At 57.6% G+C, this 14,384-nt stretch carries 10 protein-coding genes; 7 read left to right on the forward strand and 3 right to left on the reverse strand.

The features are described from left to right. Nucleotides 1–43: 43 nt before the first annotated feature. The 3 genes from LOC70_RS04005 to LOC70_RS04015 all read right to left on the reverse strand — a co-directional run bounded on the left by LOC70_RS04005 (nt 44) and on the right by LOC70_RS04015 (nt 4,740). Nucleotides 44–2,467, reverse strand: a complete 2,424-nt coding sequence (locus LOC70_RS04005; protein WP_230251995.1) for a DUF1592 domain-containing protein — start codon at nt 2,465–2,467, stop codon at nt 44–46. A 321-nt stretch (nt 2,468–2,788) separates the two neighbouring features. Then, complete coding sequence (locus LOC70_RS04010; protein ID WP_230251996.1) at nt 2,789–3,445, reverse strand: HAD family hydrolase; 657 nt, start codon at nt 3,443–3,445, stop codon at nt 2,789–2,791. Continuing rightward, a complete protein-coding gene (locus LOC70_RS04015) occupies nt 3,445–4,740 on the reverse strand; it encodes an NAD(P)/FAD-dependent oxidoreductase (protein ID WP_230251997.1) in 1,296 nt (431 codons plus the stop codon). The genes LOC70_RS04010 and LOC70_RS04015 overlap by 1 nt, the downstream gene beginning before the upstream one ends. A 403-nt stretch (nt 4,741–5,143) precedes the next feature. Here LOC70_RS04015 and LOC70_RS04020 point away from each other — a divergent pair, with 403 nt between their 5' ends. The 7 genes from LOC70_RS04020 to LOC70_RS04050 all read left to right on the forward strand — a co-directional run bounded on the left by LOC70_RS04020 (nt 5,144) and on the right by LOC70_RS04050 (nt 14,368). Beyond that, nucleotides 5,144–8,725 carry an aminotransferase class I/II-fold pyridoxal phosphate-dependent enzyme gene (locus LOC70_RS04020; protein WP_390888997.1) on the forward strand — a complete coding sequence of 1,194 codons (3,582 nt, stop codon included), beginning with the start codon at nt 5,144–5,146 and terminating at the stop codon, nt 8,723–8,725. Nucleotides 8,726–8,795: 70 nt separating this feature from the next. Beyond that, nucleotides 8,796–9,032, forward strand: a complete 237-nt coding sequence (locus tag LOC70_RS04025) for an RNA 2'-phosphotransferase (RefSeq protein WP_230251999.1) — start codon at nt 8,796–8,798, stop codon at nt 9,030–9,032. A gap of 128 nt (nt 9,033–9,160) precedes the next feature. Then, entirely contained in the window at nt 9,161–9,775 is a 615-nt protein-coding gene (locus LOC70_RS04030; RefSeq protein ID WP_230252001.1) for a hypothetical protein, read from the forward strand. Between the two features lie 184 nt (nt 9,776–9,959). After that, the gene (locus LOC70_RS04035) at nt 9,960–10,424 is read left to right on the forward strand and encodes a RidA family protein (RefSeq protein WP_230252005.1); all 465 of its coding nucleotides are present in this window, start codon (nt 9,960–9,962) and stop codon (nt 10,422–10,424) included. Nucleotides 10,425–10,559: 135 nt separating this feature from the next. After that, on the forward strand, nt 10,560–11,525 hold the full coding sequence (locus LOC70_RS04040) for a dihydrodipicolinate synthase family protein (protein WP_230252007.1): 966 nt from the start codon (nt 10,560–10,562) through the stop codon (nt 11,523–11,525). 64 nt (nt 11,526–11,589) lie between these two features. Next, nucleotides 11,590–13,020 carry an oxidoreductase gene (locus LOC70_RS04045; protein WP_230252009.1) on the forward strand — a complete coding sequence of 477 codons (1,431 nt, stop codon included), beginning with the start codon at nt 11,590–11,592 and terminating at the stop codon, nt 13,018–13,020. Between the two features lie 667 nt (nt 13,021–13,687). Then, on the forward strand, nt 13,688–14,368 hold the full coding sequence (locus LOC70_RS04050; protein ID WP_230252011.1) for a hypothetical protein: 681 nt from the start codon (nt 13,688–13,690) through the stop codon (nt 14,366–14,368). Nucleotides 14,369–14,384: the final 16 nt, after the last annotated feature.

Here is a 14,384-nt window from a genome sequence, read left to right on the forward strand (position 1 = left end):
GTTGAAGCGAATCGAGAACGTTGCGATGCGGCGAAGGCCGGGTTCACTTCGTTTGAAAAATCTGACTGGTGACCACCAATTCCAACATGTCGCGAAACCGATGGTGGGTTTTCGCGGAACGAGCCACCAGGGCATCGATCCCAGCTCGATCTGAAAAACCCATTTCACGTCCCGTCGCAAACGTCAGCCACTTCGTGATTACGGTACGAGCCAACTGGTCCGGTTGGCTGACGAGGTACTGTCGAAACGTTTGAAAACCATCGAAGGACTCACCACTCGGCAATTCTCCGGAAGCATCCACGGGCAACCCCAACCGATACTGCACACGACGATTCTTGACCTGCAGATCCACTCGTTCGCCCTCGCCTAAACTGCGATAGCGTTCACGCCAACCACCGATTGGATTGAAGCTTTCAAGTGCAAAGCCCGGCGGATCGATCAACGCATGACAAGCTCGACACGAATCTTCATCGCGATGTCGATCCAGCAATTGCCGCAGCGTCGCCGCACCGCGAATATCGGGTTCGACTCCAGAAATTCCGGGTGGCGGTGGTGCCGGATGAATGCCCAGCAAGCGTTCGGTCACCCAAACGCCACGAACCACCGGCGATGTATTGGTGCCATTGGCGGTGACTTTCAAAACGCTCGCTTGGCCGAGCAAACCGCCTCGAAGTGAATCTCTCGAGATGGCAACAGGTCGCACGTCCGCGTGCTCGACTCCTTCGATGCCGTAGTGCTCCGCCAGCCGACGATTCAACATCGCGAAGTCAGGCTGGATCAAATCCGTCACCGGACGATTTTCGTGAAGCAACTTGGCAAAAAACGACCGCGTCTCCTCCAACATGCTATCGCGCAGATAGGTATCGAATTCAGGAAAGAGCTTTTGGTCTGGACTGGTCTGATCCATGTCCCGCAAGTTCAACCATGCATCGGTGAAGTCTTCCACCAAACGAGTCGACTTGGGATCACTCAGCAGTCGACGCGCATGTTTGATCAAGGCGTTTGCATTGCCAACCAAGCCGCCCGCATCCGCGTCCGCTCGCAGCGAATCATCCGGAAATGTGCGATTCAGAAAGTACGACAACCGAACCGCCAAAGCATGATCATCCAACCTTCCCTCCGGTTCGCGAAAGTAGAGGAAGTCTGGCGAACACAAAACGGCAGCCACCGCCGTCCGCAACGCTTCCTCGGGATCGGCCGCTTGGGCCGATGGCTCATCGTTGGATTCACGGTCCAATTCTGCATGAAACAACTGCACATAGGGCTGCAGTTCGGTGGAGGTGACACGACGCCTCATCGCGGCCTCGGCAACACGTCGTAAAGTCGCCTTCATGGCCGAATCCACGTCCTCGCTGCCAAGCTGAAACTCCGGAACGTACCAAGACTTCTCTCGCTTCGACGGTGGATGTGGCTCAATCTCGGTGCGTTGCCACCCATCAAAGATCAGTCGGTGCCCGCGTGATGGAAAGGACTCCTGGATCGGTCCATCCAACGTCACTTTGCGGATGGCCAAACCGGGACCGTCATAGCCATCCACTCCGTCGCGGCGAATGTTGTACTCACGAACCACCAATCCATACGGAATGATGTTCAACATGTAACGCTCGTCGAGGAATGCTTCCAGCTCGACCGTTGTTGGCTCGCCGTCTTCGCCAAGCGGTGGCATGTCGAAGTAACCCAAGGTCGGTCGTTCACTCCCGCGAGCAAAGCTTTTTGCACCGACGTAAAACGGGATGGGTGTGTCTGACTGATGAGCGTAGCCGGTGATCGTGATGCGATAGCGTCCCGCTTTCGGAATGCTGCTGGTTCGCAACATCCCATCGGGATACCCAAAGTCTTGATAGAAAACGACGGCACCGTCCGGTAGCTGTTTCCACACCTTGCCGAGATGTGTCTTGGCCTCGCGAGTCTCCGCGTAGTGCGTGTCGATGTGATGTTGCTTTGGTGCATCGACCGTCTTGGCGATCGCCGCATCCAACACGGTGTCGGCGGCACTGAGATAACGTTCCAAATGCACCATCGAGATCCCAAGCGTTTCACCGACGTTGTCGAACTCATGGCTACGTCCATCCGCGGGCAATAGCGATTCCAATTCGACCTCCGTGCCGAACAGATCATTCAGCGTGTTCTCGTACTCCCGTCGATTCAGTCGCCGAAGCACCGTCGCCTTTTGTTTCGCATGTGCCTGCTCGAGCGGACCTCGAATTGCATCCGCGAATTTCAGCGCATCCGACTTGGAAAGGGAACTCGCATCCGGCGGCGGCATCTCTCCATCTCGGACGCGATCATGAATTCGAATCCAAACATCCAAAACAGCCGCATCACTCAGATCTGCCCCCAACCGATCCAAGTCCAACCCACCTTCGCTAGCCCCATCCGCATGACAATCCGCACAATGGGTTTGCAGAAAATTTCTGACAGCGTTGGTCGGTTTCGGTGAATCACCAGCTCGCAACTCGGCGGTCATGAAGGCAACCAAACCACACAAGCACGCAAAAACAAGCTTTCGCGCGAATTGGAGAATAACCTTTTTCGCGAACGAACAGTTGACGTTCTTGCGACCCCTTAAAAATTCGCAAATGGGCTGGCGAGTTAGACAGAACGATTGGCAAAGTTGTCTCATGCCAAAATTCTAGTCGATGGACTTCGCCACCGCTGATTCCGAGCCCTCGGAGAAAATCGACAAATCTCGATCGCCATCCCTGCCGCAACCGCCGCTTTCTTCCAACGCCGCGTCAAGGAAAGCTTGGCGATGGTTTTCGGCCTCTGCGTCTCGACACAACAGCAGCTAAGCGTTCAAACGAACATCGACCCAGTGCATGCCGGCTTTGCGGGCGGCTTCGAAACCCAGGGGGCTGTCTTCGAAAACGAGGCATCGTGTCGGGTCGACGCCCATTCGTTCGGCGGCACACAGAAAGACATCGGGTTCAGGCTTGTGAAGTTCGGTGTCCTCGCTGCCAACCAGAGCGCTGAACCAATCGGAGACCCCGATGGCTCGCAATTGGTCCGCCACGATGTCTCGCATCCCACCGCTGGCGACGGACATGGGAACTCGCTCGCGGTGGCGTTCCGCGATCTCGGTCACATGATTCAATCGTTCGACTTGCGGAATTCGAGCGATAAAAGCCGCTTCCTTTTCCGCCGTCGCCAGATCGATGTCGATTGTCACGCCTTGTTCCGATGACAAAACCGCGATGATTTTCTCGCTGGGCATGCCACCCATCGCGTAAAAACGATCCTCGGGGAATTCAATCCCGTGCCGAGTCATCGTTTCATGCCACGCCAAGTAGTGCAGCGGCATTGAATTGGTCAGCGTTCCATCGCAGTCAAAGATCAAGCCGTCGTAGTGCTCGGCGAGATCGCTTGTGATAACAAAATTCAGTTCGCGTTGGCCCGATTCATCGGGAGCGTTTTGAGAGGCGACGTCGGTTTCAGTGGTGGACATTAAGTCGGCATGGGTTTGGTGTCGGCCATGGATTCCGATTTGGACATGGCATTGGCCCGAGCCATCTCGATCGACTGATCGAGGGCCGGAAACATTTTGCCCGCATCTTCGTGGAATACCCGTCCGATCAGCAAGTCCGTCACGTTGCCGCGATACTCGGGATGCTCTTTCATGAACCGCCCGATGCTGAAATCGCGGTTATAGAACGCATGCACCAACTGGCGAACTCGCGACGCACCGGCTTTGAAGTCATCGGTCCATTGGCCGAGCTGTTCCGCTGACACGTCGTCTTTTTGCAATCCAGTAACAATCGCGTCCCCAGCTCGAACGCCCATTTCCAGCGCGAAATAGACGCCTGACGAATAAACCGGATCGATGAACCCCAACGCATCGCCCACCAGAACCCAACCGGGACCGGCGTGCCGACGCGTCATGTAGCTGAATTCCTTTGCCGTGGAGACCTTGCCCACACGAGTCGCGTTGGCGAGTCGCGGCTGCAGACCCGGACACTTCGCCAATTCCTCCTCGAAGACTTGCTCCGGCGTTCCGCGACCTTTCAACAAGTAGTCGTTGTCGCCAACGCAACCGACGGACGTGATGTCGCGGGATTGCGGGATGAACCAAAACCACGAATCACGATTTTCGGTGTTGAGAATGATGGTGGCGCCGTCGTTATCGCCTTCGCCTCGGACCGCGCCGCGGTAATACGTCCAAATCGCGGCTTTCTTCAGGTCCGGATTGATCTCTTTCAGCCCCAACTTTCCGGCCAAGAACGACTGTTGACCGGTGGCGTCCACCACGACTCGGCAACCAACTTTTTTCAGCGTTCCATCCGCCAATTTCAACGTGACTGCGCGGGCGACGGGCTGATCGTCGGAATCCCCGGCTTCGGTTTCGACATCGACCAATCGCGTTCGGTCATGACAATCAGCGCCGAGTTCGGCGGCTCGATCGAACAACATCTTGTCGAATTCACTGCGTTCGACCTGCCACGTCGTGCTGCACTCGCGTTCATCATGTTCGCGGAAAAAGAACGGCGCGGATTCTTTTCCGGTGTGCGTGACGAACTGGACTGATTTTTTCGTTTGCCAGCCGGCTCGTTTCACTTGATCCAGGACCCCAATTCGCTCCAGCGGCCAATAGCACTCGGGCATCAGCGATTCGCCAACGTGAAACCGAGGCACCGGATCTCGCTCGACCAGCAGTGTGCTGAACGCCGACTCGGCGACAATCGACGCGGTGGAACCACCCGCAGGGCCGCCACCAATGACCACGCAATCGTAGAAATCCTTCATGTTCCGTCAGCCCGTCAGGGTGTGTGATGATCCAGTGAAATACAAAACAGGCGGCTGCCAGCGGCATTTCCGCAAGGCACCTCGAGTTTTCGCGTAAGTAACCGAGAACGCCGGAGACCGGTAACGGATTCTTTTTCCGCGATAGTCATGTGGCGTTGAACGGTTCAAATAGACCATTATAGCGGGGTAACAACTCGATCTTCAGATGCCGCAACGCACCGAAAGCGACCGATTTTTCTCCAAACGCCCCCTCTGGCTTGGCATGCGATGCCAGCCAGAAAGGGTCAACCCTTGGCCGATTCGTTCGATTGGTGCATGATTGCGACAATGACTGATTGCCTCCCCAAACCGCCCTCTTGGTCATGGAGCGACCAGGAATACGGTCAATCATGATCGAGCGGTTCTGAGACGGCATCATTGCAACAGGTTGAAATCGGTGGACCTCCAACAGTACTTCCAAAACGAAACGCCCCCTCGCGACCACTTTGTGTCGGTCCTGCGCCACTGGGTGCAGGTCCGTCCGCATGCCCCCGCGTTTTCGTTCACGGATGGAGAAGGCACCACGCAAACGTTGTCCTACACGCAGTTGTGGGACGAGGTCCAAGGATTGGCCGGTTACCTGCAAGGCCGATGCGGCATCCGCGCGGGCGACCGAGTGTTGCTGCTGTACCCGCCTGGTTTGGATTTTGTCATCGGGCTGTTCGCGACACACGCGGCCGGGGCGATCGCCGTGCCCGCCTACCCGCCACGACGCAACCGCAAAGCCTCGCGAATTCGTTCGATCGTGGTCGACGCCGATGCTCGTTGGGCCCTGTCCACGCAGTCCGTGGTGGATCAACTCTCCGGCAACGAACTTCACGAGGACCTAATCGGCGTGCAATTGCTGGGCACGGACAACCCCAACAAACGCGACGCGGCTCACTGGCGATGCCCCAAACTTCGCAACGAAGCCTTGGGCGTGTTGCAGTACACCTCCGGCTCGACGGGCTCACCCAAAGGCGTGATGCTCACACAAGCCAACTTGATCGCCAACAGCGAATTGATCCTGCACGCGTTCGAGCCCGAAGCCACCATCATCGGTGCCTCGTGGTTGCCGACGTACCACGACATGGGATTGATCGGTGGTGTGTTGATGCCAATGTTTGTTGGCCGACACAACATTTTGATGAGCCCCATGGCGTTCTTGCAGCGTCCCATTCGCTGGCTGCAAACGATCGCCAAGCTGGAAGTCACCATCAGCGGCGGCCCCAACTTTGCCTACCAGTTGTGCGTCGACAAAATTCGCGACGAAGAACTCGAAGGACTCGATCTCTCGAAGTGGGAAATCGCGTTCAACGGAGCCGAACCGGTTCGCAAATCGACTTTGGACGCATTCACTCGCCGCTTTGAACCGTACGGGTTCCGCCACTCGTCGCACCTGCCTTGTTACGGCATGGCCGAGACCACATTGATTGTTACCGGTGGACCTCGTTCGCCGCGTCCAATCACGCAGTCATTCGATGGACCAGCCCTGGACGAAAAGGCCGTTCGACCATCGGTCGAGATGCCAACAACCAGCGATACCGCGACCGACAACAAAACCGACGCTGATTCCGCCAACAACGCGGAAACCTCCGCTCGCAACTCGCGCGAGTTGGTGGCTTGCGGACAAGTTCTGACGGGCGAAAAGCTGGTCATCGTTGATCCCGACACCCTGCAAACGCTGCCTCCTGATGCCATCGGCGAGATTTGGGTTCAGAGTCCCTCGGTCGGCCGCGGCTATTGGCAACGACGCGAACAATCGACCAAGACCTTCACGGCGATGACGGCGGAAGGCGATGGTCCTTTCCTGCGCACCGGCGATTTGGGGTTTGTCTACGGAGGCCAGCTTTATGTGTCCGGCCGTCTGAAAGACATGATCATCGTTCGCGGTGTGAATCGTTATCCGCAAGACATCGAGGCCACGGTCGAACGTGCCAGCGACGTTGTCCAAGCGGGCTCGGTCGCGGCTTTTGCGATGAACGCGGACAGCGATGAGACTGAAAGCGGTCGCGAACAATTGATCGTTGTTGCCGAAACCGTTCGCAAACGCGACTTGGATTGGGACGAACACCTGCAAGCCATCCGGCGTGCGGTCACGGAAGAACACGACTTGCCGCCCGACGCGATCTACTTGGTTCGCAACAGTTCCGTGCCCAAAACCAGCAGCGGCAAAATCCAACGGCACGCCTGCTTGCACGCCGTTCGCGACCAAGAATTGAAAGTGATCGCCCAGTGGGTTCGCGGCGAAGAATCTTCGCTGCACCAAGCCGGTGCGGCCGGCGAAACCATGATGAAGGCCGCCGCGGCGGAACTTTCCAGAGGGCAAGATTCCAACACGGACCCGGTCATCTCGGAAGCCATCGTGTCGCATGTTCGAGCCATCGCAGGAGAGCGAGCCGGCACGATCGATGCGGAAACCAATATTGTTCTTGATCTGGGACTCGATAGTTTGGAACGACTCGAGATTGCACGGAACTTGGAACGCACCTTCGGAGGACGCTTCCCCGAGCAGGTGCTGGACGAAATCGAAACCATCGGGCAAGTCGCCACGGCGGTCGAACGTTACCTGCCCGCCGGTGCACTCGGACGCGCCGAACAGTTCCTCGCCGGTCACGATGCCTCTCGCCGCGATGGCGACGAGGACTTGGTCAACGCGACCGCCAACGGATCCGCGACAAACAGCGGCGAAGGCCCACTGGCCCGCGTCATGCAAACGCCGCAGGTCGAACCGGAAGACGACTTCACTCAGTTCGCTGAATACCGCCGCCTGAAATCAACCATGCGGCAGATGCAGTTGACCGGAGTTCCCAACCCGTACTTCACCGTTCACGACTGCATCGTGAATGACAAGACGATGGTCGACGGGAAATCGCTGATCAGCTTTGCCAGCTACAACTATTTGGGACTTAGCGGTCACCCTGAAGTCTCCCAAGCCGCCGCTGATGCCATCGCGCGTTACGGCACCAGCGTTTCCGCCAGCCGATTGGTCAGCGGCGAAAAACCAATCCATGGCGAACTTGAAAAGAAAATCGCGAAGTGGATCGGTGTCGACTCCGCGATCACCATGGTCGGCGGTCACGCCACCAACGAAACCACCATCGGCCACCTCGTTGGCCCCGGCGACTTGATCGTGCACGACGCGTTGTCCCACAACAGCATCGTGCAGGGGGCACTGCTGTCCGGTGCCAAACGTCGCCCGTTCCCGCACAACGATTACGAAGCCCTCGACAAAATGTTGACGGCTCTGCGAGGCCAATACCGTCGCACGCTGATCATCATCGAAGGCGTCTACAGCATGGACGGTGACTTCGCCGACGTGCCCAAGTTCATCGATGTCAAGAAACGCCATCGGGCGATGCTGATGGTCGACGAAGCCCACAGCTTTGGCACGATGGGTAAGACCGGTCACGGCATGGCGGAACACTTCGGTTTCGATGCTCGTGATGTCGACATCTGGATGGGCACGCTCAGCAAGTCCGCGTCGTCGTGCGGCGGATACATCGCCGGCAGCGAAGCATTGATCGAACTACTCCGCTACACCGCGCCAGGTTTTGTCTTCAGCGTCGGAATGCCACCCGGGCAAGTCGCCGCGGCGATTGAATCGCTGAACGTTTTGCAGCGTGAACCCGAACGTGTGCAGCGTCTTCGCGAAAACAGCGAACTGTTCTTGAAGCTCGCCCGCGAAGCCGATTTGGACACGGGCGACAGCGGCGGAACACCGGTGATTCCCGTGATCACTGGAAACAGCTTGATCGCGTTGCGGCTCAGCAACCGTCTGAAAAAGGACGGCATCAACGTGCAGCCGATCCTTTATCCCGCCGTCGACGAATCCGCGGCTCGCCTGCGTTTCTTCGTCACCAGCGATCACACCGAGGAACAGATTCGCTTCACGGTCGAACGCACCGCGCATCACCTTCATGATCTGTGCGATTCGCCCTCCAGTTCGCTACGCGGCACCGGCTGATTCGCGAAAATTCGTATCGCCCGTGATTTCTCAGGGCGACGGATGTGCGTCGCATGTTTAGACTGACGACATGAACAAGCGACTGACACGGGTGAGCAAATACCTCACCTACATTCTTCGGCACGAACCGCAATCGATCGGACTCCAACTGGATTCCGACGGTTCGATCGGCGTGCAGAAATTGGTGGAACACGCCAACGCGTCCGGCAAAAACATCACCACCGAACAAGTCTTGCAGGTGGTGGAGCGGCATCCAGATCCTTTGTTCGCCCTGAGCCCCGACGGCCAACGCATCCGAGCGATCTGACTCGACTCGGGCTGCTCTTCTCGATCACGACGCCATGCGGGCTGGCCTAGCAGACTGACCTCGCCGATGTCACTGGCGAGTCTACTTCCATCGTCCCTCAAAGCCACTTCAGTGAAGGAACGCCCACCGTGGCTTGGCAAGAAATTGACATCCCATCGACGATCCGATCGCTGCCCTACCACGACGGTGCCGAGCATCTGATCGACACGGTGAACGAAGCCATCGAAGCGTTCATGTTGGCTGATCAAGAAGTGATTGAGAACTTCGTCACGTGCGATTTTCATTTGCTCGATCAAGCGATGACATGGATCCAGCAAAACCACCTGCTCGCGGGCAATCGCTTTTGCGAATTGGGAGCCGGCTTTGCCGCGGGTGCCATGCTGGCTTCGCTTCGGGGCATGGAATCCGTCGGCATTGAAATCGAACCCAACTTGGTTTCTGCGGCCCAAGACGTCGCCGACGAACTGCACAATGCCGCCCAAATCTACTGCGGCAGCATCGTTCCTCGCGATGTGGAGGAGCTTGCGGAGATTGCTTTGGAAGTCCGCAACGTCACAACGGATGAAGACGACGTGTACGACGAAATCGGACTGGAACTCGACGATTTCGACCTCTTTTTCGCGTTTCCATGGCCCGGCGAACAGGGCTTCTTCGAAACGTTGGTCGACGCGCGAGGTTCGGTGGGTGCTCTGCTGCTGACCTACCGAGGCCGGGACGGAATGCATTTGCTTCGCAAAGTTTGAAACGCCCTCGCGTGCCAGAGAATCGAAAGTCGTTCATCCAAGGGTCGACCGATCGCAAACAGGCAAAATGGTTTCGGCGTGTGCACCTCATCTTGGAAGCGGAGCCCACAGACGTCATCTTGGTGGCCGCGAATGAACTCCGTTGGAGTTAGCTGATTCACTTCCACTTTGCATCGCCCAAGCCATGTCCTTCGACGCACGAATTGACGAACTGAAACTGGAACTGCCTCCCGCCCCCAAGCCAATGGGCGTTTACAAACCCATCGTGCAAGCCGGCAACATGGTGTACTTGTCAGGCCACGGCCCACTAAAAAGCGACAAGACACTCATCACGGGTCGCTTGGGATTGGACATGGACGTGGAAGTCGGCTACGAAGCCGCTCGTCAAACCGGTTTGGGAATGCTGGCCACCCTTCGCAATCACTTGGGTTCGCTGGACAAGGTTTCTCGTCTGGTCAAGCTGCTCGGCTTGGTCCGTTGCACCGACTCGTTCGATGCCCAACCCGCGGTCATCAACGGCTGCAGCGAACTCTTCCGCGACGTGTTTGGCGAAGACGCAGGCGTGGCTGCTCGCAGTGCCCTGGGAACCAACGCGTTGCCAGGCGGAATTGCGGTCGAAATCGAGGCGATCTTCGAGATCAACACTTGATCCGAGCAGACCAACGCTCAATTCATTCGGTTCTGCAACTCTGTTCGGCGAATTGGGCAGAGTGCCCGAATTGCATAAGCGTGGATTCACCCGATTTTCCAAGACTGGGTTTCGCCTCGTCGCTACGATTCGGGCATGAACACCAACACTCTGCCTGAACTGACGTCCGCGCCCGCCCCCATCCGCCATCGCAAGATCACCGGTATGTCGGCCATTCTGTTGCCGATGACGACCGGTGGTGAGATCGATTGGACGGGCTTTGAGTCCCACGTGGTTGCGACGCTGGACGCGGGACTGACGCCGGCCATCAACATGGACACCGGCTACGCGAACCTGATCTCCGACGACATTCGCGACGAAGCCCTCTCGCGAACCAACGCCATTGCGGATGGACGATCGTATCTGGGTGGGGTGTTTGTCGGCGATGGCCCCGATGCTTCCTTCGACGCGGACGCTTACCGCCGAGGCATCGAGCAGATTCAACGTCATCAGGGCACACCGATCTTCTTCCAGTCGTTCGGGCTGACATCCGGCGACGACGACGCCATTCTCGCGGCTTACGACGAACTGGCGAAGGAGTGCGAATCGTTCTACGCCTTTGAACTGGGCACCATGTTCGCACCGTTCGGCAAGATCTACTCCTTGTCGCTTTATGAGCGGCTGATGGGAATCAAGAACTGCCTCGGTGCCAAACATTCGTCGCTGGATCGAATTTTGGAATGGCAGCGATTGGAACTTCGCAACCGCATTCGCCCTGACTTCAAAGTCCTGACCGGCAATGATTTGGCGATCGACATGGTGATGTACGGCAGCGATTACCTGCTCGGCCTTTCCACGTTCTGCCCCGCGGAGTTCGCCTTGCGTGATTCCATGTGGGAAAACGGCGACCCGCGTTTTTACGCACTCAATGATCTGCTGCAGTACCTGGGGGCCTTCGCGTTTCGCGCTCCGGTGCCGGCCTACAAGCACACGGCAGCGATGTTCCTGCACGCCCGTGGCAAGATCGCCAGCAATCAAACCTATCCCGGCAGCCCCGAACGTCCCGCTAGCGACCAAGCCATCTTGGATCTGATCTCGCAAGACCTCGCCGCCTACCTGTAGGCGTTTGCAAACCGACTCGCTGGCGACACCCATTCGTTCCATCTCTTCCTGGTGACATTCCTTCATGGCTTATCCTCGCATCGCATCGCTGAAGACACACGATGACTTCCTCGCTCATTTGCGAGAAAACCATATTGAAATACCGTCGGACGCGGAGGTTCAATCCGGCGACGATTCACCGCTTGCTCAATCGTTCGATGTTCACAACTTTCGCGTCGGAAACCGCTGGTCAATTTTGCCCATGGAAGGTTGGGACGGCACGACCGACGGTGCCCCCACCGATCTGACCCGCCGACGCTGGCGCAACTTTGGTCTCAGCGGCGCAAAACTGATCTGGGGCGGGGAAGCCGTCGCCGTCCGGCACGACGGACGAGCCAACCCGAACCAATTGCTGCTGACGGAAGAGAACCTGTCCGCGATCGCATCCCTTCGCGAAGATTTGATCGACGAACACGAGAGTCACTTTAGCACCAGCGATGATCTGCTAATTGGTTTGCAACTGACGCACTCCGGTCGCTTTTCACGCCCCAACGTGAAGTCGATCACCGAGCCTCGTACCGTTCAGCGAAACGAGGTGCTGGACCGTCGCGTCAAAATCACCGACGACTCGGCGATCTTCACCGACGATGAACTTCAAACGCTGATCGACGACTTCATCGCTGCCGCAGTGCGAGCCGAAAAAGCGGGCTTTCAGTTTGTCGATGTCAAGCATTGTCACGGTTACCTCGGCCACGAAATCTTGGCCGGTCGCGAACGGCCCGGAAAATTTGGCGGCAGCTTTGAAAACCGAACGCGATTTCTTCGTGACATCGTGTCCGGCATCGACGCCGCGACGAACAACATGCAAGTCGGCGTGCGATTGAGCCTGTTTGATTTCTTGCCGTACCATCCCGGTCCCGATCGCACGGGCGAACCTGAGCCCGGTGGCGAACCCAACAAGGTGTTCGGCGGAGGCGACGATGGCTTGACGGTGGAGATGAGTGAAACGTCCAAGCTGATCGACGTGATGCATGAAATCGGCATCCGAATGATTTGCACAACGGCGGGCAGCCCGTACACGAACCCGCACATTCAACGCCCCGCGTTCTTCCCGCCGAGCGATGGTTATCTGCCACCCGAAGACCCCTTGGTCGGCGTCGCCCGGCAAATCGCAGCCGTCGCGGAAATGAAGCAGAAGCACCCCGAGATGGTATTCATCGGATCCGGTTACACCTACTTGCAAGACTACCTGCCCAACGTTGGACAAGCCGTCGTGAAAAGCGGCATGGCGGATTCCATTGGCCTAGGCCGGATGGTGCTGTCGTATCCGGACCTGCCCGCCGACGTCACCGCGGGAACCGTTTGGCAACGTAAAAAGGTCTGCCGAACGTTCAGCGATTGCACCACCGCTCCTCGCAACGGGATTATCAGCGGCTGTTACCCGCTCGACCCCTTCTACAAAAAGCGAGACGAACGCAAACAGCTCAACGACCTCAAAAAAGCCATGCAAGCGTAGGGCCGGTTCCACCGGCCAAGAACCAACCCAACTCATGCAAGCAACTTTGATCTCACGGCCGCATATCAGCGCGTGATCTTCTCGAAGGCCACATCCTTCGAGACGGTTGCATGAATCGAAGACGCCGCATTCCGTCCGGTGGAACCGGACCTACACTCTTAAACGTAGGGCCGGTTCCACCGGCCGCGAACCAACCCAACCCTTGCGAGCGACTTTGATCTCACGACAGTGTGTCATCGCGTGATCTTCTCGAAGGGCACATCCTTCGAGACGGTTGCATGAATCGAAGACGCCTCAACCCGTCCGGTGGAACCGGACCTACGCTCCCAATAGTAGGCGTAGGGCCGGTTCCACCGGACGCCAACCAACCCAACCCTTGCGAGCAGCTTTCAGCTCACGGCAGCATATCAGCGCGTATCTTGCTGAGCGTCTCATCCTTCGAGACGTTTGCATGAATTGAAAATGCCACATTCCGTCCGGTGGAACCGGACCTACGCTCTTAAAAGACGTACGGGCGTCGTCATCACGTCTCCCCATGACACCAACTCGGCGTTTCGTCCGGTGGCTCCTGCTCATACAGGGATTGCCGAAATGCTACGCTGTGCGGAACTGTTTTTCACACGGCGTCGCTGACGCATGAAGCCTTTCCGACGGTGCACGACGCTTGATGAGTGAGCCCTCTGACTCGCGATCGCCTGTTCGACGTGCAGGCCGATTTTCGCTCCGGCAATTGCTCCTCGGAATCACGTTCATCGCGTTGGTGCTCGGAAATGTGATCTCCATCACCCGGCTGCGACGCGCGGAATCGGAGTTAAAATCTCTCCGCACCGAGGTCGGCTACCTCTCACCCACGGACGAAGATCAGGTCGCCGTGATCCGCGCCCCCTCGGACACGCCCTTGCAATACGTCTTTCGTGTTCGCATTCCGGATGGTTCCGACTGGGACTACCGGTTGGCCTACAGCACTTGGCTGCCGAAAGGCAAAACCCAACCCGATTGGTACTCGATGATCGCAATTCGGCCTGGCGAATCGCGGGTCACCGTTCGGATCGCCGAAGATCCCCGCGACGAAAAGTGGAAAATCTCTACACTGGTGCGAGACGGCGCGGGCGTGCGTCGGATGGGGACCACCCTGCCCGACGATCACACGTCGACCTTCCGCACTTCGCACGACGTGATCTCCACCGGAGTTCCGTCGGAAATGGTCACGTTGCCCCTCGGCGAATCGTTGCGGATACTGGACGATCGATGGCTGGTCAACGACAAATCGTTGTTGCTGTCCGGGGACCGTCCCGCTAACGACGACCAAACCGGCGTGTACGTCGAACTGCAAGCCGTCGCACGATGAGCTTCCACCTTCACTC

It is taken from the genome of Rhodopirellula halodulae (genome assembly GCF_020966775.1).
In the GTDB taxonomy this organism is placed as follows: Bacteria; Planctomycetota; Planctomycetia; order Pirellulales; family Pirellulaceae; genus Rhodopirellula; species Rhodopirellula halodulae.